Source organism: Streptomyces sp. NPDC058231 (assembly GCF_042882275.1).
Classification (GTDB): domain Bacteria; phylum Actinomycetota; class Actinomycetes; order Streptomycetales; family Streptomycetaceae; genus Streptomyces.
Map to the genome: position 1 here is coordinate 15,324 of NZ_JBHVWN010000054.1, position 24,824 is coordinate 40,147.

The 24,824-nt window shown below is 70.7% G+C and carries 16 protein-coding genes; 7 read left to right on the top strand and 9 right to left on the bottom strand.

All coding sequences use genetic code 11. The features are described 5' to 3' along the window. Nucleotides 1-250 precede the first annotated feature (250 nt). From ACFVXE_RS28495 to ACFVXE_RS28515, 5 genes are all read left to right on the top strand, one after another. Nucleotides 251-2,206 (top strand): hypothetical protein, encoded by a 1,956-nt coding sequence (locus ACFVXE_RS28495; protein ID WP_389675385.1) that lies wholly within the window; start codon nt 251-253, stop codon nt 2,204-2,206. Nucleotides 2,207-2,583: 377 nt separating this feature from the next. Further along, entirely contained in the window at nt 2,584-2,856 is a 273-nt protein-coding gene (locus tag ACFVXE_RS28500) for a hypothetical protein (protein ID WP_389675387.1), read from the top strand. Nucleotides 2,857-3,096: 240 nt separating this feature from the next. Further along, nucleotides 3,097-4,002, top strand: a complete 906-nt coding sequence (locus ACFVXE_RS28505; protein WP_389675388.1) for a metal-dependent hydrolase — start codon at nt 3,097-3,099, stop codon at nt 4,000-4,002. A gap of 9 nt (nt 4,003-4,011) precedes the next feature. Then, nucleotides 4,012-5,091, top strand: a complete 1,080-nt coding sequence (locus ACFVXE_RS28510; RefSeq protein ID WP_389675427.1) for a PDR/VanB family oxidoreductase — start codon at nt 4,012-4,014, stop codon at nt 5,089-5,091. A gap of 62 nt (nt 5,092-5,153) precedes the next feature. Continuing rightward, nucleotides 5,154-5,876: a TetR/AcrR family transcriptional regulator gene (locus ACFVXE_RS28515; RefSeq protein WP_389675390.1), complete on the top strand. Its 723-nt coding sequence runs from the start codon at nt 5,154-5,156 to the stop codon at nt 5,874-5,876. An 11-nt stretch (nt 5,877-5,887) separates the two neighbouring features. Here the strand turns inward: ACFVXE_RS28515 and ACFVXE_RS28520 are convergent, their stop codons facing one another. The 9 genes from ACFVXE_RS28520 to ACFVXE_RS28560 all read right to left on the bottom strand — a co-directional run bounded on the left by ACFVXE_RS28520 (nt 5,888) and on the right by ACFVXE_RS28560 (nt 22,321). Further along, on the bottom strand, nt 5,888-6,238 hold the full coding sequence (locus tag ACFVXE_RS28520) for a 5-carboxymethyl-2-hydroxymuconate Delta-isomerase (protein WP_389675392.1): 351 nt from the start codon (nt 6,236-6,238) through the stop codon (nt 5,888-5,890). Nucleotides 6,239-6,332: 94 nt separating this feature from the next. Then, a complete protein-coding gene (locus tag ACFVXE_RS28525; RefSeq protein ID WP_389675394.1) occupies nt 6,333-8,396 on the bottom strand; it encodes an ATP-binding protein in 2,064 nt (687 codons plus the stop codon). A gap of 239 nt (nt 8,397-8,635) precedes the next feature. Continuing rightward, nucleotides 8,636-13,948, bottom strand: coding sequence for a pullulanase-type alpha-1,6-glucosidase (gene pulA, locus ACFVXE_RS28530; protein ID WP_389675396.1), 5,313 nt, complete (start codon nt 13,946-13,948; stop codon nt 8,636-8,638). A 176-nt stretch (nt 13,949-14,124) separates the two neighbouring features. Then, on the bottom strand, nt 14,125-15,834 hold the full coding sequence (locus ACFVXE_RS28535; protein WP_389675398.1) for a carbohydrate-binding module family 20 domain-containing protein: 1,710 nt from the start codon (nt 15,832-15,834) through the stop codon (nt 14,125-14,127). Nucleotides 15,835-16,310: 476 nt separating this feature from the next. Next, nucleotides 16,311-17,369, bottom strand: coding sequence for a LacI family DNA-binding transcriptional regulator (locus ACFVXE_RS28540; protein ID WP_389675400.1), 1,059 nt, complete (start codon nt 17,367-17,369; stop codon nt 16,311-16,313). Then, nucleotides 17,354-19,030, bottom strand: coding sequence for a glycoside hydrolase family 13 protein (locus ACFVXE_RS28545; RefSeq protein ID WP_389675402.1), 1,677 nt, complete (start codon nt 19,028-19,030; stop codon nt 17,354-17,356). The genes ACFVXE_RS28540 and ACFVXE_RS28545 overlap by 16 nt, the downstream gene beginning before the upstream one ends. 103 nt (nt 19,031-19,133) lie before the next feature. Next, nucleotides 19,134-20,015 carry a sugar ABC transporter permease gene (locus ACFVXE_RS28550; protein WP_389675429.1) on the bottom strand — a complete coding sequence of 294 codons (882 nt, stop codon included), beginning with the start codon at nt 20,013-20,015 and terminating at the stop codon, nt 19,134-19,136. Then, nucleotides 20,009-21,025 carry a carbohydrate ABC transporter permease gene (locus ACFVXE_RS28555; RefSeq protein ID WP_389675404.1) on the bottom strand — a complete coding sequence of 339 codons (1,017 nt, stop codon included), beginning with the start codon at nt 21,023-21,025 and terminating at the stop codon, nt 20,009-20,011. The genes ACFVXE_RS28550 and ACFVXE_RS28555 overlap by 7 nt, the downstream gene beginning before the upstream one ends. Before the next feature lie 21 nt (nt 21,026-21,046). Next, nucleotides 21,047-22,321 carry an extracellular solute-binding protein gene (locus ACFVXE_RS28560; RefSeq protein WP_389675405.1) on the bottom strand — a complete coding sequence of 425 codons (1,275 nt, stop codon included), beginning with the start codon at nt 22,319-22,321 and terminating at the stop codon, nt 21,047-21,049. Nucleotides 22,322-22,729: 408 nt separating this feature from the next. On the opposite strand from ACFVXE_RS28560, the gene ACFVXE_RS28565 reads away from it, so the two are divergent. Both ACFVXE_RS28565 and ACFVXE_RS28570 read left to right on the top strand, forming a co-directional pair. Then, nucleotides 22,730-23,797, top strand: coding sequence for a LacI family DNA-binding transcriptional regulator (locus ACFVXE_RS28565; protein WP_389675407.1), 1,068 nt, complete (start codon nt 22,730-22,732; stop codon nt 23,795-23,797). 74 nt (nt 23,798-23,871) lie between these two features. Beyond that, the gene (locus ACFVXE_RS28570) at nt 23,872-24,807 is read left to right on the top strand and encodes a phosphatase PAP2 family protein (protein ID WP_389675409.1); all 936 of its coding nucleotides are present in this window, start codon (nt 23,872-23,874) and stop codon (nt 24,805-24,807) included. Nucleotides 24,808-24,824 lie beyond the last annotated feature (17 nt).

Below are 24,824 nucleotides of genomic sequence, written 5' to 3' on the forward strand. Positions count from 1 at the left end.
ATCGTGCCCCTTCGCACCCCTTCGCGCGGCTGAACGGCCGGATCGGCAGGAACCGGCCGCACCCCGCTCAACGCCCGGTCGGCCTCGTCAACCCTCTTACCACACAGGCCTGTTGCCGCCCGTACGCCGGCCGAGCCCGGTGGCGGGCGGCGGTCGAGGTCCGCCGTGAGGGCGCCCGCGGGACCGCGCGGCGGGTGCGCGCCGAAGCGCGCCGGGGTGACCATCGCACGAATCGCTCGTTCAGCTGAATGTGCGCCCACAGCCAGAAGTACCGTCCGCCGTCGCCCCGGTCGATGTGGAGCAGGCCGGGGCGGCGCTCGTCGAGCACTATCCGCGACTGGTCCGGCTCGGCTATCTCGTCCTGCCGCCCTCCATCGGCCGCAGCCGCCGCGTCCTGACGGCCCACTCCCTCGCCCAGCGGTCCCTGCCGCTGGGGCGCCGGGCGGCGCTCGCGGCCGACGACGCGATCCCGCTCCCCCGCCGCCCCGCCGACGGGGCGGCGGTCGACCCGGGCTACGCGCACGTCCGGCAGCGGGTGCTGCGCACCGCCCTGGAGGCGGGCCGGCCGCTGCGCCGCCTGGCCTGGCCGCGTCGGTCCCAGCTGCCGCCACTGCTCCCCCTGGTGTGGGGGCTGCGGCTGTTCCCGCACTCCGGCGGGGCGGGTGAACTCGCCCTGGAGCAGGCGTTGTCGGCACTCTCCGGCCCGGCGCGGGCCGCCCACGTCCTGCGCGGCCTGGAAGGACTCAGGGACGGGGAGGTGCGACGGGTGCTCGCCGCCGCCGGGGTGGCGGACCCGCGCGCGGCGCTGGTGGAGGCGGACGCGGTGGCGGCGCCGTACGCGCTCCTGGACTCCACCGAGTTCGACCCCTGTTCGCTGCAGGCCCGCCCGCCGGATCTGCTGCGCCGCCACCGGCACGTCAGGGCCGCGCTCGCGGGCGTCGCCGCACTGCTGGTGTGCGGGGCGCTGCTGGGGCTGCCGGGCAACGGCTGGGGCCGGGACATGACGTCCGCGCCGCTGTACGCCCGTAACCCGGCAGCCGAACGGGCCCTGGAACCGGCGGCGTTGCGCCGGGTGCCGCCCGCGTACTGGCTGCGCTCGTCCCGTACCGACTTCACCGCCTGGCCCACCCGCGGCGACCGCACCGACGACACCCGGCTGCTGCGTCGCGCACTCGCCGTCTGGGCGCGCCCCGGCCGCGCCGTGCGGTCGTCGACGACGCCCGCGACACCGGTCGGGCCGCCGATGGGGTCGCCACAGCTGCTGTACGCGGGAGAGGTGGGCCGGACCGCGGTGGTGCTGTTCTACGACGGGCTGCGCGTCGTGCGGTACGCGGAGGCACGCGACGCCGATCCTGCCGAGGGCGCGGCGCTCGACTTCGCGCGGGTCGACAGCGCGGACGCGGCTTCCGCCGGCGCGCTCGTCGTGACCCGCGGGGCCGGCACGGTCCGCTATCTGACGGCGCCGTGGGTGCGCAGGGCGTCCGTGCGGGATCTGCTGGTCCCCGGCCGGGCCGCGCGGCCGCTCCACCGCGACCGGGACGGCGTCACCGATGCGCTGCCGGTGCCGGCGGCGGACGGTGGCTGCCGGACCTGGTCGACCGTCGAGGTGCGCGAGGGGGCGTCCACCAGGCTGCTGACCGATCTCGGTGAACTGGCCCCGGCCCGGCTGACCTCCGGGCCGCCCACGGCGCCGCACGACGTGTCGGGACGTGCGGAGCGGGAGAGCTGGGCGCGGACCGCCTGCCTGCTGACGGCCATGCGCTCGCGCGGCGTGCGGTCGGTGAACTCCTGGCCGTACGCCCGGCAGTGGCTGCCCGAGGGCAACGGGTCCGCCCAGTGGCTGTGCACCCGCGCGGAGACCTGGCGGGGGACGGGGAGCAGGGTCCTCGCCCAGTTCCAGGCCCCGTCCGCGCAGTCCGCCGCCGGAGGCGCGGTGCCGCCCGGAGCGGTCGCGGCGCGGGCCGAGAACTCACCGGCCTGCGGGGTGCGGGCACCGCGGGTGCTCGCGGGTGTGCTGTGGAAGTCGCACGGCGGGCGGTGGTACGTACTGGCGGCGGGCAGCACGGAGTTCGCCTCTCTCACCACATCGGGCGGGGTGGCGGGCCGGGCCCGGGGGCATCTGCTGGCGGTACCGGCGCGGGCGGGCGACCGGGCCCGGCTGAACGGCGTACTGGCGGACGGCAGCCGGGTCGGCGCCCTGCGCTGACCACGCCGCCGTGCCCCTCCCGTGCCGCACGCCGTGATCCTCCGCTCGGCCGAATGGCGCACGGCGGCAGACCGTCCGGCGGGCCCGCGGAGCGGGGCGCGCAGTCGCCGCAGGACGGGCACGCCCCGATACCTCGGTGAGAACCAGCAGGTGGGGCGGGGTGCCGAGGGGCGGACGGCGACGGGGACGGGAGGGCGCGGGAGAGGCAGATGAAGGTCCACGGATTGCCTACAGGGCTCGGTTCCACGATCAGCGGCATTGCAGCAGATCGGGTGTCTTGGAGCGCGTGGCGCAGTCGTCAACGGTCGTCGGGGGGCGACGGTTACGGGGTCAGATCCGAGCAGGCGCTTCGCCGCCTGCTGCGACAGGAGAGTTCTATGCATGTTCCACGCTTCGCTGCCGCCGTCTGTGTGGCCGCCGTCGTCGTGCTGGGCGGCGCCGGCGCAGCTCAGGCCGCCGCCCCCGACGCTGTCGGCGTCGCCCACTCCGTGCAGGCCAAGGACGGTCGGCACGGGGACGACGGACGCTGGGGCCACCACCGTCACCACGGACGCTGGGGCCACCACCGTCACCACGGACGCTGGGGCCACGAGTACCGTGACCGCGGACGCTTCGGCTACGACCAGGACCGGTACTACCGTTCCCGCTGATCCGATCCGAACCGCAGTATGAACTGGGCCCGTGGCGCCCTCCGCCGAGGAGGACCGCCACGGGCCCGACGCGTGCACGCCGGCTCGGCCGCGCCGCCGACCGGGCACGGTCCGGGGCGAGCCACCGGTGGTCGCCGGGACGAACACAGCGGGCGATGCCCTTCGTCACCCAACGGTCAGCGACCAGGAAATCGCTGCACGCCCCTGTTCGCACCACGTACCCGTCAGTACATTGACAGCATGTCTAACACCCAGCCAGCGGCGGTCGCGTCGGAGCGAACCGAGCTCAAGGCCCGCAAGGTCTCGTTCGCCTGGGACCGGACGCCCCTCCACTGGGTGCCGGGCGACCCGTTCAGCACACACACGATGAACGTGCTCCACCTGCTGCTCCCGGCCGGGGAGCGCTGGTTCATCCAGGTGTACCGGCAGGTGCTGCCGTACATCCGTGACGAGCGGCTGCGGCGCGACGTGATCGGGTTCATCGGCCAGGAGGCAGTGCACTCGCAGGCCCACGACGACGTACTCCCCCACCTGAAGAAGCTCGGGCTCGACCCGACCCCGTACACCGCGCAGGTCGACTGGTTCTTCGAGAAGCTGCTCGGGGACCGGACGCTGCCGCCCGGCCGGGCCCGCCGGTGGTGGCTGATGGAGCGGGTGGCGATCATCGCGGCCATCGAGCACTACACCGCGTTCCTCGGCGACTGGATCCTGAACTCCGAGGCCCTGGACCGCAAGGGCGCCGACCCGACCATGCTGGACCTGCTGCGCTGGCACGGCGCGGAGGAGGTGGAGCACCGCTCGGTGGCCTTCGAGGTCTTCATGCATGTCGACGGCGGCTACCGGCGCCGGGTGCGCACCTGGGGGCTGGCCTTCTCCACCCTGGTCTTCCTCTGGCAGCGCGGTGTCCGCTTCTTCATGGAGAACGACCCCAGCCTGCTGGACGGCAAGGCGTCGTTCAAGGCGTTCTACGACAGCGGCAGGCGCGGCACCCTGCCTTCCACGCCCGCCCTGCTGCGTTCCGTCCCGCGCTACCTGAGCCACTCCTACCACCCTTCCCAGGAGGGCAGTACGGCGCAGGCCATCGCCTATCTCGCCCAATCGCCCGCGGCCCTGGCCGCCGAGGCCCGTACGACGGGAGCCGACTGACCCATGGCCCTGCCCCGCCCGCGTCTGCGCACCGTCCTCCTCGTCACCGGCGCCGCGCTGCTCGCCAAACGCGCCCTGCACCGCCGCATCGAGAAGTCACCGCTGTGGCCGCTGCCCGCCCTGGAGGAACCCGTCTCGGGCCGCTCCGACCGCCGCTCCACCACCGCCCGCCGCCTGCTGATCACGGAGCGGACCACGCCGGCGGAAGGGGTGGTCCAACTCCGCCTGGAGGGACCCGATCTCCCCGCCTGGCAGCCCGGTGCCCACCTGGACCTCGTCCTTCCGTCGGGCCTGGTGCGCCAGTACTCGCTCTGCGGCGACCCGGCCGAGCCCGGCACGTACACGGTCGCGACCCGTCTGGCCGAGAACGGCCGGGGCGGATCGCGCGAGGTCCACGCCCAGCTCCACGAGGGCGAGGAGATCGAGGTCCGGGGCCCCCGCAACCGCTTCCCGCTCGTCGCCGACGCCCCCGCGTACGTCTTCGTCGCGGGCGGCATCGGCATCACGCCGATCCTCCCCATGCTGCGGTCGGTCGCCGCATCCGGCGCCGACTGGCGGCTGGTCTACGGAGGCCGGACCCGCGTCTCGATGCCGTTCCTGGACGAGATCGAGAAGCTCGGCGCGGAGGGCGGCCGGGTGACGATCGTCCCCGCCGACGAATCGGGCCGCCCCGACACGGCGGCGGCCCTCACGGACCTCGCGCCCGGCACCGCGGTCTACTGCTGCGGCCCGGAGCCGCTGATGGAGGCGGTCACGGCCGCCCTCCCGGCGGGCTGCACCCTGCACCTGGAACGCTTCGCGGCGACGTCCCCGTCATCGGCGGACTCCGGCGCCTTCGAGGTGGAACTCCGGCGCACCGGCCGTACGGTCCCGGTCGCTGCGGGCCGGTCGGTGCTGTCCGCCGTCCGCGAGGAGCTTCCGCATGTCTCGTACTCCTGCGAGCAGGGCTTCTGCGGGACATGCCAACAGCGGGTGCTGGAGGGCGAGATCGACCACCGCGACGAACTCCTGACGGACGCGGAACGCGAGGACTCGATGCTGATCTGCGTGTCCCGGTGCCGGGGGGAGCGACTGGTGCTGGACCTCTAGTGCTGTGACCGGGCACCACCGCCGGGCCCGCCTCTTCCCGGCCCGGTCGGTACGCTGGTGCCATGACGACCGGGGTGCGGCGCAGGATGGGCGTCGATGAGCGCAGACAGCAGCTGATCGGGGTCGCGCTGGATCTGTTCAGCCGCCGCTCCCCCGACGAGGTCTCGATCGACGAGATCGCTGCCGCCGCCGGTATCTCGCGGCCGCTCGTCTACCACTACTTCCCGGGGAAGCAGAGCCTGTACGAGGCGGCGCTGCGGCGGGCGGCCGACGAGCTGGCGGCGCGGTTCCTGGAGCCCCACGAAGGGCCGCTGGGGGCGAGGCTGTTGCGGGTCATGGGGCGGTTCTTCGACTTCGTGGACGAGCACGGGCCGGGGTTCTCCGCACTGATGCGAGGCGGTCCCGCGGCCGGGTCGTCGACGGCGAACGTGCTGATCGACGGGGTACGGCAGGCGGCGTACGAGCAGATCCTCTCCCATCTGAGGGTGGAAGAACCCCCGGCGCGCCTGGAGTTGGTCGTACGGTCATGGGTGTCGCTCGCCGAGTCGACGGCGTTGATCTGGCTGGACGGGCGTCGGATTCCGCGCGCGGAGCTGGAGATGCAGCTGGTGCACGACTTCGCGGCGCTGGCCTCGGTGAGTGCGGCGTACGACACGGAGATGGCGGGCATCGTGCTGCGGGTCCTCGCGGAGGAGCCGGCCGACGGGCCGTTCGGAGAGCTGCTGTCGCGGATCTCCGCCCTGTCGCCCGCCGTACCGGCCGTGCCCTCGCAGCGGATGTCCTGAGGCCCGCGCGGTCAGCGCTTGCGGTAGGACGGGTCCAGGTCGCGGGTCTCGGCCGAGGTGTGGACCACGAGACCGTCGGCGGGCTTGAGGTGCGCGGTCAGCAGTTCCAGCACGGACTCGGTGAGCTGTGCCTTGATCGCATCGGTGCGACCGGGCAGCAGGCCGATCGAGACGTGCAGGATCGCGTCGCCGGTGGCGGCGTCGGCCACCACTGACTCGTCGACCCGCCGGAAACGGGTCTTGCAGGCCGCGATCTTCGTGGTGACCGTCTCGGCGACCAGCGGGTGCAGGGCGAGTGCGAAGCCGCGGCGGTCGAAGGTGTCGTCGAGTTCGGCGGAGTAGTCGACGGTGATCTGCGGCATCAAGCGCTCCAGAGTGCGGTACGGACCGTTGTCGGACCCCACCCTTTCGTCGACCGGCATCACCGCACAAGCGAAATCTCCGCCCGCCCCTGACTCACCGCCTGCCCCGGGCGTCGCGTCGCCGGGTGCGCGGCTCCGTCTGGAGCGCCTCGGTGAGGCCCGCCTCGGCGCCGTCCGTCCGGCCCTGTTCGAAGGCGCGCCGGTAGGCGTCGTCCCCGACCGCCTCGCGGGCCTGGCGCTCGCAGGCCTCGCGGACCGGGGCGAGTTCGGGCGTACCGCGCTGCGGGTAGCCGACCATGCGCCAGTACGCGTGGCCGGTGCCGTACACCCGGGCGGCGCGGGCACCCTCGCCCTGGGCGGCGATCGCGGCGGCGAGGACGTCCAGACCGAGGGCGATGCCGAAGCTGTCGCGGAGCCGGTGCTTGCCCGCGAGCATCGACCGGGCGTGGGCGGCGGACGCCTCGGGACGGCCCTGCAGCAGGGCGATCAGCGCCAGTTGGTAGTCGACGTACGACCGGGTCCAGCACTCGTCCCGCGCCTCGCAGGCCGCGCGCAGGACCACGGCCGCTTCCGCCGCCTCTTCGAGCCTGCCCAGGCCGGTCAGCGCGAAGACGGTGATGAGGTGGCAGCGCAGCCGGTAGGCCGTCTCGACCGGGGTGGCGGCCTCGCTCGACTCCAGTACCCGGGCGATCCCGGCGAGGCTCCGTTCCGGGCGGCCGGTCATCAGGTCGGTGAGACCGCGCAGACAGGCGGCGGCGAGGATGCCTTCGTTCGTTCCGTCGCGGGCCGCCGCCCTGGAGCACTCCTCGCCGACGCGCCGGGCGGTCGGATAGTCGCCCTGGAGCATCAGGGTGACGCCGAGCACCCACAGCAGGCGGGTGCGGTGCGGTCCTTCACCCGGTCCGGCGTCAAGGGCGCGCCGGGCGTACCGGCGGATCTCGGGCAGGTGTCCGCAGCAGCACCAGAAGAAGCCGATCCGGCCCGCCATCTCCTGGGCGGCAGGGGCATCGTGGGCGAGGAGGTGTTCGAGGGCGGCGCACAGGTCGGCGTGGGTCGCGGCGATGCGGTCGTACCAGGCGATCTGGTCGTCGCCGGTCCAGCCCGAGTGGGCTCTGCGGGCCAGGCGGAGGAAGCAGGCGGCGTGCCGGTCGGCGGCGGCCCGTTCCTCGCCGAGTTCGACGAGCCACATCCGCCCGTACTCACGGATGGTGTCGAGCATCCGGTACCGTTCCCCGTCCCGTCCGACCACGGACTTGGCGACCAGCCCGCGCAACGCGGTGACCACCGCGTCCTCGGTCAGCGGCCCCTCGGCGCAGACCTCGCGGGCCACCGCTTCGTCGAAGTCGTCGCGCAGGACGGTGAGCCGGGCCCAGAGCAGCCGTTCCAACGGTGTGCAGAGTTCGTGGCTCCAGCCGATCGTGGTGCGCAGGGTGCGGTGGCGCGGTGGCCACAGCGACGCGTCGGTGAGCACGTCGAAGCGGGAGCCGAGCCGTGCGGCGACCTGCTCGACGGTGTGCCGGCCGATGCCGCCCGCGGCCAGTTCGATGGCGAGCGGGATGCCTTCGAGGCGCAGGCAGATCTCGGCGGCGGCCGCGGCGTCGCACGGGGTGTCGAAGGTGGCGCCCGGGTCCGCGGCCCGGGCCCGGTCCCGGAACAGGGTGAGGGCGTCGGCCGCCCCGTCGACCGGCAGCGGGGTCACCTCGACGAGCTGTTCGCCCTTGATGTCGAGGGGCTGCCTGCTGGTGGCGAGCACGGTGAGGCCGGGCGAGGTGGTGAGGATCTCGCCGAGCAGATGCCTGCAGGTGGGGCGCAGGTGCTCGCAGGAGTCCAGGACGAGCAGCAGCTCCTTGTCGGAGAGCCATTCGCACAGGGCGTCGATGGGCATGCGCAGGGTGTGGTCGGAGAGCCCGACCGCGTCGGAGACGGTGGCGACGAGCAGTTCGTCGCCCTGGAGCGGGGCCAGGTCCGCCCATCGGACCCCGTCGCGGTGGGCGGGGGCCGCCTGTGCGGCCGCACGGACCGCGAGCCTGGTCTTGCCCACCCCGCCGGGGCCGGTGAGTGTGGTCAGCCGGTCCGTGCGGAGGGTGTGTTCGAGGCGGGCCAGTTCCGCCTCGCGTCCGACGAAACTCGCTGTCTCCTCGGGAATGTTTCCCACCATGGTCACCGTCACTGTCACTGTCCGGCACGCGGCACGATCGATCCTTGCTCCCGCCGGTGGAGCGCCGGGCGCCCCGTTCTCCTGCGGCGGGCCGTGACGAGTCGGGGCGGTCCCCTCCCCCGTACGGCATGCGCGCACGGGAAAGGGGACCGGGACCGGCCGAGGTGTGGGAGGGACGCGCCCGGGAGCGTGATGCGACTCGCTCCCCGGCGGTTGCCCTCAACGTAGTCGGGCGCGGCTCACCGCAGGGAGAACACGGCCACCGTGCGTCCCGGGACGGTGAAGCTTCCCGAACTCCTCTCGTACGAGGACTTCTTGACAGTAGAATCCGCCCCCGCGGCCTGGACGGGGTGCAGGGCGTAGTCCTTTCCGGCGAGACCGTCGATCTGCTGGCGTTCGGTGCCGGGGGTCGCGTTGAGGACGATCACCAGCTTTCCGAGGCGCATGGTGATGACCCCGGGCGTCTCGTCCTTCCCGGAGAGCGGGAACGACAGCGCGGACTGCACCTGCTCGGCGGTGGCGAGATCGAACTCCTTCTCCGTGCTGCGGATGGTGAGCAGGTCCTGGTACGCGGCGGACGCGCCGTCGATCTGCGCGCAGCCGGGGCGGAGCGCGGCGGACGCCAGCAGCGGCTTGGCGTACGGCCACTTGGCCTGGTTGTCGGCGGCGGGCGGCAGGCCGCGGCCGAAGCCGTTGCCGTCGCGGCAGTCCCAGTGCAGTGCGTTGAACCAGTCGCCGCTGTCGAACGAGTTGCGGTCCAGTGACTTGGAGCGCAGCAGGTCCGTGCCGGCCTGGGAGAGCGACGGGCCCTGCGACAGGGTGGCGGTCGCCATCGCCAGGACCTGCATCCTGGCCCGGTCGGCGGCCGAGGTGGCCGCCGGGAGCTTGAACGCGAGGGCGTCGTACAGCGACTCGTTGTCGTGGGCGTCCGCGTAGGCGAGGGCGTCGCCGGGGACCGCCGCATATCCGGCGGGTGCCCCGTTGTAGTCGATGCCGGAGCCCTTGACCGTGCGGCCCGACGAGTCGGTGAAGGTGTAGTCGGCAAGGTTGCCGGTCAGGCCGACCTTGATCAGGTCCTGGTAGTGGAGCAGCCGGGCCTTCTGTTCGGCCGGGGTGCCGTTGGCGGTCGAGGAGTTGGGGTCGGTGTAGAGGCCGCTGGCGAAGCCCTGGACGCCGGGGTCCTCGTCGAACGGGCTGCCGCCGCGGACGGCGTCGCGGGCCCGGTCGGAGAAGGTGGCGATGCCGGTGCCGGCCATGTTCTTCTGGGTGGCCTGGACGAAGCGGGCGTCGTCGGCGACCTCACCGAAGTTCCAGCCCTCCCCGTACAGGATGATCTTCTTGCCGTCGACGCCGTCCTTGGCAGGGGTCAGCGCGTCGAGTGCCTTGCGGACGGCGAGGATGTTGGCCTTGGGGTGGTGTCCCATCAGGTCGAAACGGAAGCCGTCGACCTTGTACTCCTTGGCCCAGGTCACGATCGAGTCCACGACGAGCTTGCCCATCATGGTGTTCTCGGGAGCGGTGTTGGCGCAGCAGGTGGAGGTGGCGACGGTGCCGTCGTCCAGGAGTCGCTGGTAGTAGCCGGGCACGATCCGGTCGAGGACGGACTTGTCGTCCTGGCCGGAGGCGACGGTGTGGTTGTAGACGACGTCCATGACGGTCCGCAGCCCGGCGCCGTTCAGCCCCTGCACCATCTGCCGGAATTCGACCGTGCGCCGGGTGCCGTTCGGGTCGGAGGCGTACGAGCCCTCGGGGACGGTGTAGTGCAGTGGGTCGTAGCCCCAGTTGAACCCGTCCTGCGCGGCCGCCTTCGCCGTACAGGCCTGCTGCTCCTCGGAGTCGGGGGCGTAGACCGACAGATCGCAGGCGGGTTTCTGCTGGGCCGACTTCTTCTCGGGGATGGTGCCGATGTCGAAGGCGGGCAGCAGGTGGACGTAGCTGGTGCCGGAGTCGGCGAGTTCCTTGAGGTGCTTCATCCCGTCCGACCGGGTGTCGGTGAACGCGAGGTACTCACCGGGGTGCTCGGAGGTGGGGTCCGCGATCGAGAAGTCGCGGATCTGCAGCTCCTGGATCTGGGCGTCACGCAGCGGGACGGCGGCGGGCTTCTTCAGCCCGGACCAGCCCTTCGGCGCGAGGCCGGGCGCGTCGAGGTTGACGACGAGACTGCGGGCGGAGTCGGTGGTCAGGGCGGTGGAGTACGGGTCGGTGACCTTGTTGGTGACGATCTTCTGAACGGTGGGCGCCCACACCTTCACCACATAGCGGTACGGCTTGCCCGTCCACTTCGAGGTGCCGGTGACGGACCAGACGCCGGTGCGGTCGTCACGCCTCATCGGGACGCTCCTCCCGTCGAGTTCCAGGGCGACGGTCTGCGCGGTGGGGGCCCAGACGGAGAGGGTGGGACGGCCGTGGTCGAAGACCGGGCCGAGCGCCGCGGCGCCCGCGTTCTTCCCGTAGAGGTCGTCGAGGACGCCCGCGCTCTGTACGCCGGTGGCGGCGAGCAGGGCGCCGTTGGCGGCGCGCTGGGTGGCGATCAGCTGGCCGCGCAGCGCCTCACGGACCCTGTCCCGGTCCCGTGGGTCGACGGTGAACGCCGGATAGTCCTTGAGGTGCGGGTACTTCGCCTTCTGGGCGTCGGTCAGTGCGGACGGCGTGAGCCGCAGCCACCGGCCCTCGTCGGACAGCGCCCCGTCGACGACGGAGATCCCGCCGTCCTTCGCGTAGACGAGCTGCTGGCTGGTGGCGTCGGTGGTCTTCACCTTCCACACGACGGTGTCGGAGTCGATCCACTGTGCCTCGGCCTTGGTGAGGTCGGGGGTGGGCACACCGCCGGTCTGCGGCAGCAGGTAGCCGGGCTGTCCGGCGATCATCCACACCTCGTGGTCGTACGTGGCGATGTCGAGCGACTGGTCGCTGGGGAGGTCCTTCTCGTCGCCCTTGTGAAGGATGTAGCTGAGCGAGGTGGCCCCGTCGGTGAGCGGCACCTCGAAGGTGACGCCGTAGGCGTCCTTCTTCACCGGCTGGAGCGGCTTGGCCCAGTCCGTGGGTTCCTTGGCGCCCGTCCAGGTGTGCAGCCCCCAGCCGTCGTAGTCGCCGTCGGCACGGTGGTAGTGCAGGACCGCCTTCGTCGGGTCCGGCGCCGGGTAGGCGCCCTCGGGTGCCTCGTCGGCCTGGCCGTCCTTGCCCTGCTCGATCCAGACCTGCCCGGTCTTCGCGAGGTCGACGGTGCGTTGCGGCCCGTCCGCGGCGGCGTCCTTCTCGACGGTGTACGGGACGGACGAGGTGCCCTCGTCGAGCTTGATCCAGGCGAAGGCGCCGTAGGCGTCACGTCCGGTGAACGGGGCGGAGCTTCCGCCCGACTCGGCCGTCCAGCCGTCGTAGTCGCCGTCCGCGCGCTTGTAGTGGACGACGGCGTAGTCGCGTTCGACGGCGACGGGCTTCGTCTCCGCCGGCGCCTGGCCCGCGGTCGTCGAGTCGAGGGCGCTCGCGGCGTGTCCGGTGCGGTCGACCACAACAGCCTTGTACCGCAGTGGCGTTCCGGCCGCGACCTTGCTGTCCAGGTGCTGGGTGACCCGGTACGGCGCGTGGTCGGCGGAGCCGAGGGTGGCCCACTTGCCGTTGCCGGTCTGGGCGGCGAAGACGACCCGGTTCAGCGATCCGCCGTCGACGTCCGCGGAGATCTCGACGGTCCCGGTCGCGCCGGCGGCCGGCGCCTTCAGCGTGATCGAGGGCTTGGTGGCCGGAGCGGCCAGGGGCTTCTCGGCCCGCAGCACGATGCTGGACAGCGCCGGCACCGTGACGGTGATCCGCTTGTCGGAGCCGCTTCGAACCGTACCGGAACCACCGTACAGCGTACGGAAGTTCATGCCGGCCGACGCGGTGGGCAGCTCGACGGTCCTCGAAGCCGTGCCGTTGTTGGCGACGACGACGTACTCGTTGGAGTGCTTGGGGTCGGTCCGCGAGAAGGCGTACACGGATCCTTCCGCGTACCTCTCGGTCTGCACGCCGTCCCGCAGCGCCGGGTTCTCCTTGGTCAGCTCGGAGAGCGCGGCGATGTTCCGGTACAGCGGGTGGCCGGTGTCGTACGCGTCCGAGGCGTGCGTGCGGTCGGTGCCCAGCTGGTCGTCGTCGAGGTAGTCGGCGGTCTTCGAGGCGAACATGGTCTGCCGGGCGTCCTTGTCACCGCCCGCGCCGGTGAAGCCCTGCTCGTCGCCGTAGTAGACGACGGGGTTGCCCCGGCTGAGGAACATCAGCTCGTTGGCGAGCTCGGCCCGCCGGACGAGCTCGGCGTCGTCGGCCTTCGGGTTGTCCTGCTTCAGGAACGAGCCGATGCGGCCCATGTCGTGGTTGCCGAGGAAGGTCACCTGCTCGTAGGCGTTGGCCTTGTCGGTGGTGTACCGGTAGTCGTCACCGAAGACGGCGGCGAGCTTCGAGGCCGGCGCGGACTGCGAGGCGTACTGCCGGGCGGCCTCCTGGAACGGGAAGTCGAGCGTCGCGTCGAGCCTGCCCCGGGTGACGTACGGGGAGGTGATGGCGGTGTCGGCGGAGTAGACCTCGCCGAACATGAAGAAGTCGTCGCGGCCGTGCCGGGCGGCGTAGGCGTCGAGGGCGGTCGCCCACTGGGTCCAGAAGTCCAGGTCGACATGTTTGACGGTGTCGATCCGGAACCCGTCGATCCGGAAGTCGCGGACCCACTTCTCGTAGATGTCCTCCATGCCGGAGACGACTTCGGGCCGCTCGGTCCACAGGTCGTCCAGCCCGGAGAAGTCGCCGTACGTGGTGGACTCGCCGGCGTACGTCGAGTCCCCCCGGTTGTGGTACATCGTCGGGTCGTCGAGCCAGGACGGGACCTTGCTCCCGGTGTTCTTCGGTGTGTACGGGAACGAGTCGGCGTCGACCTTCGCCAGGCCCTTGCTGTCGTCGAACGGGCGGCCGTCCTTGTCGAGGTACGGGTAGGCGCCCTTCGGCTTGTACCCGTAGGTCTTCTCCGTGTAGTCGACGGTGTCCGCGGTGTGGTTGGTGATGACGTCGAAGAAGACCTTCATGCCCTTGGCGTGGGCCCGGTCGATCAGTTTCGACAGGTCGGCGTTGGTTCCGAAGTGCGGGTCGACCTGGGTGAAGTCGGTGATCCAGTAGCCGTGGTAGCCGGCCGAGGCGTCCTTGCCGGTGCCCTGGACGGGGCGGTTCTTGAAGATCGGGGCGAGCCAGATGGCGGTCGTCCCCAGGTCCTTGATGTAGTCGAGCCGGCTGGTCAGGCCCTTGAGGTCGCCGCCCTGGTAGAAACCCTTGTCCGTGGGGTCGTAGCCGGTCTCCAGCCGCGAACCGGTCAGTCCGCCGCGGTCGTTGGAGGTGTCGCCGTTCGCGAACCGGTCCGGCATGACGAAGTAGAACTGCTCACGGGTCAGATCGTGCCGGGCCGGTTCGGCGGCGAGCCTTGCGTCCGACGGGGGGGCCGGGGGCCTCGGTGCGGCGGAGCTGGCTGCCGCCGGGACGACGGGGAGGAGCGCCGCGCACAGAGCGGCGACGGCTCCCCGTCTGAGGGAGGTACGGGACACGGGGCAGGGTCTCCTTGATTGCGAGGGTTACGGGGTTCTCGGGATGGACGGTCTCGTGGGGTGGGCCGGGGGCGGGGGTCCACCAGGGCGTCTCCTCGGACGCCGCGACGCCCCGATGCGGCACCGGCCCCCGGACCGGGACGACTCGGTCAGCCGCCCCGGTCCGGGCGCCGGGTTCAGCTCCGCCAGACGTCGCTCGTCAGCGCCACCGTGCCCGACGAGGGCACGGTCGCCGTGCGGTTGGCGCCGCTCTCCCAGGTGACGGCGCCGCTCGCGTCCTTGCGGAGGTACTTGTACTCGAAGGACGTTCCGGCGGGCATGCCCACGTCGAGCTTCCAGACCGGGTACGCCGCCGGGTCCAGCTTGAGCGCGCTGTCCGTGTTCCAGTTGCCGAGCGCGGACTGGTCACCGGTCACGTAGATGTTCTGGCCCGGCTGGGTGGTGGCGTTGACGCCGAACGAGGCGCCGGAGGCACCCGTGCCGGGGTTCGTGGTGGAGCCACCGCCCGTGCAGGTGCGGGCGCCCACCTGCAGTGCGACGGCGGTGTTGGCGCCGAGCGTCGCGGTGAACTGGCCGGAGCCGTTGACGGTGACGCCGTTGCCGGACTGGATGTCGCAGTAGTCACCGGCGGGCAGTGACGTCTGGAACGTGCGGGTCAGCGAGGAGCTCTCGTGGTTGATCGCGACGTACGCCTTGGCGCCGCGGCCGAACGCGATCTGGTCGCCACCGTTGTCCCACCAGTTGGTGACGGCCTCGCCGCGGGCGGTGTTGCGGAATCCGACCATGGAGGAGATCTCGCGCCAGGCGTGCTGACACTTCCACCCGTCGGCGTAACAGGCGTTGACCGCACCGCCGTTGGGCGGACCCGCGTCCTTGTCGGTCCACTCGTAGCCGGAGTGCACGTCGGGCGACCCGTACGGCCAGGCCAGCATGAAGACGTTGGCGAGGGTGTAGTTGGCGCCGTCCTTGTAGTTCAGCGTGTCGCCACCGCGCTCGGTGTCGTGGTTGTCGACGAAGACCGCGGTCGTCGAGGACGGCATGAAGCCCCAGCCCTCACCGAAGTTCTTCAGTTCGGCGAGGTTCTCGTTGTTGAAGACCTGCTTGAGGCTGCGGGCGTAGCGGAACTCCTGGACGTCCCCGGTGCCGGTGTACTCGCTGGGCGAGACCGCTTCGCCCGCCCCGTAGATCGCCTCCTGCTTCCAGTAGACGCCGGGGTTGGTGAGCCGGGACTTGATGTTGGCGAGATCGCTCGCCGGCATGTGCTTGGCGGCGTCGATGCGGAAGCCGTCCACGCCGAGGGAGAGCAGGTCGTTGAGGTATCCGGCGATCCTGCCGCGGACGTAGTCCTCGCCGGTGTCGAGGTCGGCGAGCCCGACGAGTTCGCAGTTCTGGACGTTGGCGCGGTCCTGGTAGTTGCTGATCTGCGCGGTGCAGTCGTCCATGTCGGCGGAGGAGTACAGACCGGGGTAGTTGTACTTCGTGTACGAGGAGCCGCCGGTGCCGGTGCCCGATCCGGACGACATGTGGTTGATGACGGAGTCGGCGACGACCTTGACGCCCGCGCTGTGGCAGGCGCCGACCATGGCGGCGAAGGAGGCGCGGTCGCCGAGCCGTCCGGCGATCTTGTAGCTGACCGGCTGGTACGAGGTCCACCACTGGCTGCCCTGGATGTGCTCCTGGGGCGGCGAGACCTGTACGTAGCCGTAGCCGGCCGGGCCGAGGGAGTCCGTGCACGCCTTGGCCACGGAGTCGAACTTCCACTCGAACAGGACCGCGGTGACGTCCTTGTTGCCCGGCGTGGAGGCCTGGGCGGTCGTGGTGGGGGCCACGAGGGCGGCGGCGCCGGCTATCAGGGCGAGCGCTGCAGACAGTGGTCTGCGTGCCATGTCTTTCCTCCTGCTGTGGGGGAAATGCGGGGTGACGGTGCAGCCTCACGTGGCAACGCGCCCTGCCCTCAAGGCTCCTGAAGGTTCTTGCTGCAAGAATGCAAACCTTGCCGCTGGGAGACCGTACGAGCCCGTCAGGTTCCGGTCAACCCTTTGGACACCGCCCGCTTACATCCGCGAAATACTGCAGGTTTCTTCCTGCAAGGCCTTACGCAAAACATTGCAGCGCTGTTAAGTTGCTCCCGACTCCGGTCCGGCCGGCCGGGGGTCCCGTGCAGACGGGCCCCACGCGCCCGGCCGGCCGGACCGGTCACGGACAAGAGAGGCACCCGGAGTCGCTCACTCCCCGCCGGCCCATTCAGGGCCGACTCCCGGTGCCTCTCCTGTACCCCCGCGTTCCTCCCCCGCGCCCGGTCATGGGGAAAGGCCCCGGATCCCCCCTCCGGACCCAGGACCTCCCCGTACGCCACGGCCGCTCAGGCGGTACGGACCGCCGCGGTGGAACCCCGTACCACCAGCTCCGGCTGGAACACGTACTCCGTACGCTGCACGGGACTGCCGCCGATCTCCTCCAGCAGCGCCCCGACCGCGGCCGCGGCCATCGCCTGCACGGGCTGCCGCACCGTGGTGAGCGGCGGATCGGTGAACGCGATCAGCTGGGAGTCGTCGAAGCCGACCACGGAGACGTCCCGCGGCACGTCGAGACCGCGGTCCCGGGCCGCACGCACCACGCCCAGCGCCATCAGGTCGCTGCCGCAGACGATGCCCGTGCATCCCCTGTCGAGCAGCGCCCCGGCCGCGACCTGGCCGCCCTCGACGCCGAACAACGTGGAACAGACCAGGAGTTCGGCGTCGGCGCGGTCCATTCCCAGCAGGTTCACCGCGGCGTCGAGGAAACCGTCCCGTTTGCGGCGGGAGGGCACATAGCGCTGCGGCCCGATGGCCAGTCCGACCCTGCGATGGCCGAGTTCGGCGAGATGTCCGACGGCCATCCGCACGGCGGCGGTGTCGTCGGGCGAGACGAAGGGGGCGCTGATCCGTTCGTTGTACCCGTTGATCAGGACGAACGGTACGCCGCGCTCGGTGAGTGCGGCGTACCGGGCGGGGTCGGCCGACAGGTCGGCGTGCAGACCGGAGAGGAAGACGATCCCGCCGACGCCGCGCTCGACGAGCTGCTCGACGAGTTCGTCCTCGGTGGCGCCGCCGGGCAGCTGGGTGCAGAGCACCGGGGTGTAGCCGTGCCCGGCCAGCACCTGTTCCACCGACTGCGCGAACGCCGGGAAGATCGGGTTGATGAGCTCGGGCGTCACCAGCCCGATCAGCCCGGCGCTGCGCTGCCGCAGCCGTACGGGGCGTTCGTAGCCCAGGATGTCGAGCGCCGCGAGCACCCGCTGGCGTGTGGTGTCCGCGACGCCCGGCTTGCCGTTGAGCACCCGGCTGACGGTCGCCTCGCTGACCGACGCCTGGGCGGCGATGTCGGAGAGCCTCGGCGCGGCGCCGATCCTGGGCGAGGGGACGGTCACACCGTCCACCACACCGTGGTGTCCGCGGGCAGCTCGATCTCGGCGCCGTCGGTGACGACCGGGCTGCTGGACAGCAGGACCTGGCCGCGGACCGGGAGCCGGACCGGCCGGCCCGTCGTGTTGACGGTGCAGACGAAGCCGGGACGGGCGAAGACGAGCACCCCTTCCGGGGCGTCCAGCCACTCCACCGCGGTTCCGGCGCCCAGTCCCGGGTGCACCCGGCGGGCGGCGATCGCCGCCCGGTACAGCTCCAGGGTGGAGCCCGGCACACCGGTCTGCGCCTCGACGCTCAGCCCGGCCCAGCTGTCGGGCTGGGGCAGCCAGCTGCCGCCGGTGCCGAAGCCGTACGAGCTGCCGTCGCGGGTCCACGGGATCGGCACCCGGCAGCCGTCACGGAAGCCGTCCTGACCCTCGGCACGGAAGAACGACGGGTCCTGGCGCGCCTCGTCGGGCAGGTCGGTGACGTCGGGCAGGCCGAGTTCCTCGCCCTGGTAGACGTACGCCGAACCGGGCAGCGCGAGCATCAGGAGGCTGGCGGCGCGGGCCCGGCGCAGCCCCATCTCGCGGTCGCCCGCGGTGCGGATCTGGGTGCCGAGGCCGGGCGGGTTGGCGAACCGGGTGGCGTGCCGGGTGACGTCGTGGTTGGAGAGCACCCAGGTGGTGGGGGCGCCGACCGGACGCATCGCGTCGAGCGAGACGTCGATGACCTTGCGCAGCTCGGCGGCGTCCCAGGCGGTGGAGAGGTACTGGAAGTTGAACGCCTGGTGCATCTCGTCGTGGCGCACGTAGTTGGCGGTGCGCTCGACGGTCGGGGTCCATGCCTCGGCGACGGCGATGCGCTCGCCGGGGTACTCGTCGAGGATGGTGCGCCAGGAGCGGTAGATCTCGTGCACCCCGTCCTGGTCGAAGAACGGCATGACATCGTTTCCGAGCAGCTTGAGCTGGTCGTGGGAGCCCAGGTCGGGCAGCCCCTCGGCCTTGACGAGACCGTGGGCGACGTCGACCCGGAAGCCGTCCACGCCCATGTCGAGCCAGAACCGCAGGATGGAGCGGAACTCGTCGGCGACGGCGGGGTGTTCCCAGTTGAAGTCGGGCTGCTCGGGCGCGAACAGGTGCAGGTACCAGTCACCGGGGGTACCGTCCGGGTCGGTGGTCCGGGTCCAGGCGGGGCCGCCGAAGATGGACTCCCAGTCGTTGGGCGGCAGCTCGCCGTCCGTGCCCTTGCCCGGGCGGAAGTGGTAACGCTCGCGCAGCGCGGAGCCGGGGCCCTCGGAGAGGGCGCGCTTGAACCACTCGTGCTGGTCGGAGGAGTGGTTGGGCACCAGGTCGACGATGATCCGCAGTCCCAGGTCGTGGGCGTCCCTGATCAGCGCGTCGGCGTCCAGCAGCGTGCCGAACATCGGGTCGATGGCGCGGTAGTCGGAGACGTCGTACCCCGCGTCGGCCTGCGGCGACGCGTAGAACGGGCTGAGCCAGACCGCGTCGACGCCGAGGTCCTTGAGGTACGGGAGTCTGCCGCGTACGCCTGCGAGATCGCCCATGCCGTCGCCGTTGCCGTCGGCGAAGCTCCGCGGATAGACCTGGTAGATCACCGCGTCCTGCCACCAGCCGGTGCGGTGGCCCGGAGCGTCGTCGGACGTGCCGGTGGAGGGGGCAGCGAGGTGCTGGGTCATGTCGTCCCTGGGGTGTCTGGGTGGGGGGCGGCGCCGGGACCGGGTCGGGGATCCGGCGCCGCCGTGACTTGGTGCGTGCGGTCGTACGGTCGCGCTGCGCGCGTCAGCCCTTGACGGCTCCGGCGGACATGCCGGTCACCAGGTGCTTCTGGGCGAACAGGAAGACCAGGGCCGCGGGTATCGCGATGAGCACGGAGGCTGCGGTCATCGGCCCCCACTGGGCTCCGTACTGGTTGACGAACTTCTGCAGTCCGCCGGCGAGCGTGAGGTTCTCGTCACCGACCATGAAGGCGGAGGCGTAGGCCACCTCGCCCCAGGCGGTGATGAAGGAGTAGAACGCGGTGACGGCCAGCCCGGGCTTGGCGAGCGGCAGGATCAGCCGCCAGAACGTGCCGAACGGGGTGAGGCCGTCGACCTGGCCCGACTCGTCGATCTCGCGCGGGATGGTGTCGAAGAAGCCCTTCATCATCCAGGCGCAGAACGGCACCGCGATGGTGAGGTAGGTGATGACGAGGCCGGCCGGCTGGTTGAGCAGTCCCAGGCTCGACATGATGTTGTAGATCGGCACGATGAGGACGGCGACCGGGAACATCTGGGTGATCAGCAGCGTCCACATCAGCCCGCGCTTGCCGGGGAACCGGAAGCGGCTGACGGCGTAGCCGGTGGTGGCGGAGACGAAGACGCCGAGGACCGTGGTGAGGCCGGCGATGAGCAGCGAGTTGCCGAACCAGGTCAGGAACTCGGTGTCCTTGATCAGGCCGGTGTAGTTCTCGAACGTCGTGTCCTTGAAGAAGTCCGTCGTCGTGGCGTACGCGGCGGGCTTCAGCGAGGTCAGCAGGACCCACAGCACGGGGAACACGGCGATCACGGACGCCACGATCAGCGTGAGGTGCAGTCCGACGGAGGCGAGCGGCGAGCGCTGGCCGCGGAGCCGGACCTTGGGCGCCGAGTGGCGCGCGGTGGATGCGGGGGCGGTGGTCACCAGGTATCTCCCTGCGTGCGGAGGACTCGCCGGTAGACCGCGGCGAAGAGCATCAGGAGGACGAGGATCAGCACGCCCCAGGTGGAGGACTGCGCGAAGTCGCGCGGGCTGATCTCGAAGGAGAACTTGTACGCCTGGGTGACCAGGATCTGGGTGGCCTCGCCGGGTCCGCCGCGGGTCAGCAGGTAGATCACCGGGAACATGTTGAAGGTCCAGATGGTCGACAGCAGGATCACCGTGGTGGAGACCGGGCGCAGCCCGGGCAGCGTGATGTGGCGGAACCGCTGCCAGGCGGTGGCGCCGTCCATCTCGGCGGCCTCGTACTGCTCACTGGGGATCGACTGCAGGCCGCCGAGCAGGGCGACCATCATGAACGGCACGCCGAGCCAGACGTTGACGGCGATGACGGAGAGCTTCGCCCAGGTCGGGTCGTTCAGCCACGGGATGCCGTCGATGCCGGCGCCGGAGAGGATCTTGTTGAGCAGCCCGCGGTCCTCGTTGTAGAGGAAGCGCCAGGCGAAGACGGAGACGAAGCCGGGGATGGCCCAGGGCAGGATCAGTGCCATCCGGTAGGCGGAGCGGCCGGCGATCCGGCGGTTGAGGATGTTGGCGAGGGCCATGCCGAGCACGAACGTGATGCTCACGCAGGAGACCGTCCACACCAGGGTCCAGCCGAGCGTGCCGAGGAACTGGTCGCCCGTGAGCGCGTCGGCGTAGTTGTCCAGCCCGACGAACTTGTAGGTCGCGGGCATGTGGTTGACGCCGATGGACCGTGCGACGTTGCGCTCGTTGGCATCGGTCAGCGACAGGTAGACGCCCCGGACCAGCGGGTAGCCGATGATCACGCCGATCACGACGACGACCGGGGCGACCATGGTCCAGGCGTACCAGTGCGTCGACAGGGCGCGCCGGAGCCTGCTCGGTGGCGGGGGGGTACCAGTACCGCGGCTCCGGCCGCGGGCGACATCGTCGCCCGCGGCCTTCGCCACCGACTGGCTGGTGTGGACAGCCATCAGTCGGCCTGCCTTCCTGAGTTACTTCCAGCCCTTGAGGAGCTTGCGGTAGGAGTCACCGGTGGCCTTGGTGGCCTTCTCCGGCGTGGTCTGGCCGGTCAGGACCTTGGTGTACTCGGTGACGAGCGGCGCGAAGAGGCTGCCGGTCTCCGGGATCCACGGGCGCTCGACGGCCGACTCGACGACCGGCTTGAAGAAGCCCACGATCTCGTTGTCGACGACTTCCTGCTTCGCGTAGGCGGAGGTACGGGTCGGCAGGAGGTTCAGCTCCTTGGTGACCTTGGCCTGGGTGTCCGCGGACGTCATGTAGTCGACGAAGGCGTACGAGGCGTCGAGGTTCTTGGAGCCCGCGTAGACGGCCAGGTTGTGACCGCCCTGCGGGGCACCCTGCGCGACGGAGCCGGCCGGGACCGGGGCGACGCCCAGGTTGGTCTTGTCCTTGAACTCCTTGCCGGCGTAGGTGTCGGCGACGGCCCACGGGCCGTTGATCATCATGGCGACCTTGCCGTCCTTGAAGGACGACTGCATGTTCTCCCAGCCGTCCGTCGCGTCGGTCTTGGCCGCACCGGAGTCGACGAGGTCCTTGACGACCTTCATCGCCTTGACGCCCGCCGGGTTGTCGATGGTGACGGTCTTGCTGGAGGCGTCGACCATGTCGCCGCCCTCGCCGTACAGGAAGGACAGGAACCAGTACGCGTCGTCGCCGCGCAGGTACATTCCGGTCTTACCGGTCTTGGCCTTGATCGTCTTGGAGACGGTCTTCAGCTCGTCGACGGTCTTGGGGACCTCGACGCCTGCCTCCTTGAAGATCTTCTTGTTGTAGAAGATGCCCATGGAGTCGATGACCTGCGGCACCGCGTACGTCTTGCCGTTGTACTTGGTGGAGGCAGCGGCCTGCTTCAGGAAGTCGTCCGCCTTCTGCAGGGCGGGGGTGCCGTCCAGCGGCGCGAGGTAGCCGAGGTCCGCGAACTCGGGGGTCCAGGCGACCTCGGAGCGGATCACGTCGGGGGCACCGGAGCCGGACTGCGCGGCGTTCTTGAACTTGTTCTGCGCATCACCGAAGGGCACGTTGACGTACTTGACGTCGACCTTCGGGTGCTGCTTCTCGAAGTCCTCGGCGATCTTCTTGAAGACCTTGTCCTCGCTGCCCGCGGTGGAGGTGTCCCACCACGTCACGGTCCCGGAAAGCTCGCCCGAGCTCTTGCTGGTGCCGTCGGACTTGTCGTCACTGCCGCAGGCGGTCGCCGCGAGCGCCAGGGCCGCGACCAGGGCGGTGGCCGTTATGCCACGTCGCATCTGTGAACTCCTTCAACTGCCGTACCGCTCCGTCGCGGCGCCGGGTCGACGTGAACGTAACAAGGATGAAAGAAAGCCGAAAGACTTTGCGGAAGATTTCTGCAAGCCTCGACAATCGTTACATTCGCGTGTCCTCAAGGTTGCCGTCAAGCCTCTTGACGGAAGCGCCCCATCCCTGGCAGGAGAAGGCCGGCCCCTCCGATTCCGCAGCGCGACGATCCGATTGCAGCCCGCAGGAAAGCCTCGCAAGGTCTTGCAAGACGTTGCGGCCGCCCCGCCCCCACGCGCGGCCGACGGCCGGCAGCGATCGTCCGTACGTACGGTTGCCCCACCTGGCCGTACCGGTCCGGTCGTCCGATTCCTGTGCATGGTGGGCAATCCGACACGCGCCCGGTACAGTCCACTTCCATGACCGCACGGCTTGCCGATATCGCAATTCAGGCGGGGGTCAGCGAGGCTACGGTCAGCCGTGTACTGAACGGCAAGCCAGGTGTTGCTGCAGCCACCCGTGAATCCGTCCTCGCCGCGCTCGACGTCCTCGGCTACGAACGGCCCGTACGGCTGCGCAGGCGCAGCGCGGGACTGGTCGGACTGATCACGCCCGAGCTGGAGAACCCCATCTTCCCGGCGCTCGCCCAGGTCATCGGCCAGGCGCTGACGCGGCAGGGTTACACGCCGGTGCTCGCGACCCAGACCCCCGGCGGCTCCACCGAGGACGAGCTCACCGAGATGCTCGTCGACCGTGGCGTCTCCGGCATCATCTTCGTCTCCGGCCTGCACGCCGACACGTCGGCCGATATGCAGCGCTACGAGCAACTGCGCGCCCAGGGCGTGCCTTTCGTCCTGGTCAACGGCTTCTCGCCGAAGGTGCAGGCACCGTTCATCTCGCCCGACGACCGGGCGGCGATGCGGCTCGCGGTGACGCACCTGGTGTCGCTGGGCCACCAGCGGATCGGCCTCGCGGTCGGGCCCAAGCGCTTCGTACCCGTACTCCGCAAGATCGAGGGCTTCCGCGCCACCGTGCAGGAGCAGTTGAACCTCACCTCGGACGAGGTGGAGGGGCTGATCCAGCACTCGCTGTTCACCCTGGAGGGCGGCCAGGCGGCCGCCTCGGCGCTGATGGAGCGAGGGTGCACGGCAGTGGTCTGCGCGAGCGACATGATGGCGCTCGGCGCGATCCGGGCCGCCCGGCGGCTGTCGATGGAGGTACCGCGCGACCTGTCGGTCGTCGGCTACGACGACTCGCCCCTCATAGCATTCACCGATCCGCCGCTGACCACCATCCGGCAGCCGGTGACGGCGATGGGCCAGGCGGCGGTGCGCACACTGCTCGAAGAGATCGGTGGCACGCCGGCCCCGCACAGCGAGTTCGTCTTCATGCCGGAGCTGGTGGTTCGCGGTTCAACCGCCGCAGGTCCCGGCCCCGGTCCGAGCTCCGCGCCCATGGTGGCCGAAGGTTCGCACGCCCACCCGTAGGGTGCATGATGTGCAGCCGGAACCCGACCGGAGGATGATCGGGCAGAGGGACATTTCTGGCAGAATCGACGCCTATGGGTGAATTGAGCGTGAAGTCAGAGGAAGGCCGAACGGCGGCCACCGCGTCACCCATCGAGGGCGGGGCGGCCCCCGCGGCGAGGTGGAGCAGCAGGACGACGAGACTGCGTTCGCTGCGGTCCCCCCGCAGGCCACGCATCTGGTTCGAAGTACTGCTGATCGCGGTCAGTTACTGGCTCTACTCGCTGGTGCGCAACGCCGTCCCCGAACAGAAGGCGGCGGCACTCGCCAATGCCGACTGGCTCTGGTCGGTGGAACGTTTCCTGGGCATCGCCGTCGAGCGGACGGTCAATCATGCCGTGAACTCCGTGACATGGCTGATCGTGTCCATGAACTACTACTACGCCACCCTGCACTTCATCGTCACCATCGGCGTACTGGTGTGGCTGTTCCGCTGCCATCCCGGCCGTTACGCGGCTGCGCGACTGGCGCTGTTCGCGACCACGGGCGTCGCGCTGCTCGGCTACTACCTCTATCCGCTGGCGCCGCCGCGTCTGATGCGCGGCGGGCACTTCGTCGACACCGTGCTGGTCCACCACACCTGGGGTTCGATGGCCTCGGGCAACTTCAAGAACATGTCGAACCAGTATGCGGCGATGCCGTCGATGCACATCGGCTGGTCGCTGTGGTGCGGGCTCACCGTCTTCGCGCTGGCCTCGGCGCCCTGGGCGCGGATCCTCGGTCTGCTGTACCCGGCCACCACCCTGATCGTGATCGTGTCGACGGCGAACCACTTCTGGCTGGACGCCGCGGGCGGCATGACGTGCCTGGCGTTCGGTTACACGGTGTCGTACGCCTGGTACGGGGCGCTGCCGCACCATCTCCCGAAGCGGGTCGCCGCACCGGGAGCGCAGACACGACTGGCCGGGCTCGGGACGAGGACACCGGTCAGGGCCCCGCGCCCGGCCACCGAGGCCTCCGGGCGCCGCTGACACCGCCCCCTGAGGTA

Bases quoted from the DNA above. Each gene is read 5' to 3' on its own strand.
- ACFVXE_RS28515 (WP_389675390.1), top strand. From the start codon at position 5,154: ATGACGACCGGGGTGCGGCGCAGGATGGGCGTCGATGAGCGCAGACAG.
- ACFVXE_RS28545 (WP_389675402.1), bottom strand. From the start codon at position 19,030: ATGACCCAGCACCTCGCTGCCCCCTCCACCGGCACGTCCGACGACGCT.
- ACFVXE_RS28535 (WP_389675398.1), bottom strand. From the start codon at position 15,834: ATGGCACGCAGACCACTGTCTGCAGCGCTCGCCCTGATAGCCGGCGCC.
- ACFVXE_RS28500 (WP_389675387.1), top strand. From the start codon at position 2,584: ATGCATGTTCCACGCTTCGCTGCCGCCGTCTGTGTGGCCGCCGTCGTC.
- ACFVXE_RS28570 (WP_389675409.1), top strand. From the start codon at position 23,872: ATGGGTGAATTGAGCGTGAAGTCAGAGGAAGGCCGAACGGCGGCCACC.
- ACFVXE_RS28555 (WP_389675404.1), bottom strand. From the start codon at position 21,025: ATGGCTGTCCACACCAGCCAGTCGGTGGCGAAGGCCGCGGGCGACGAT.
- ACFVXE_RS28525 (WP_389675394.1), bottom strand. From the start codon at position 8,396: ATGGTGGGAAACATTCCCGAGGAGACAGCGAGTTTCGTCGGACGCGAG.
- ACFVXE_RS28565 (WP_389675407.1), top strand. From the start codon at position 22,730: ATGACCGCACGGCTTGCCGATATCGCAATTCAGGCGGGGGTCAGCGAG.
- ACFVXE_RS28505 (WP_389675388.1), top strand. From the start codon at position 3,097: ATGTCTAACACCCAGCCAGCGGCGGTCGCGTCGGAGCGAACCGAGCTC.
- ACFVXE_RS28520 (WP_389675392.1), bottom strand. From the start codon at position 6,238: ATGCCGCAGATCACCGTCGACTACTCCGCCGAACTCGACGACACCTTC.
- ACFVXE_RS28560 (WP_389675405.1), bottom strand. From the start codon at position 22,321: ATGCGACGTGGCATAACGGCCACCGCCCTGGTCGCGGCCCTGGCGCTC.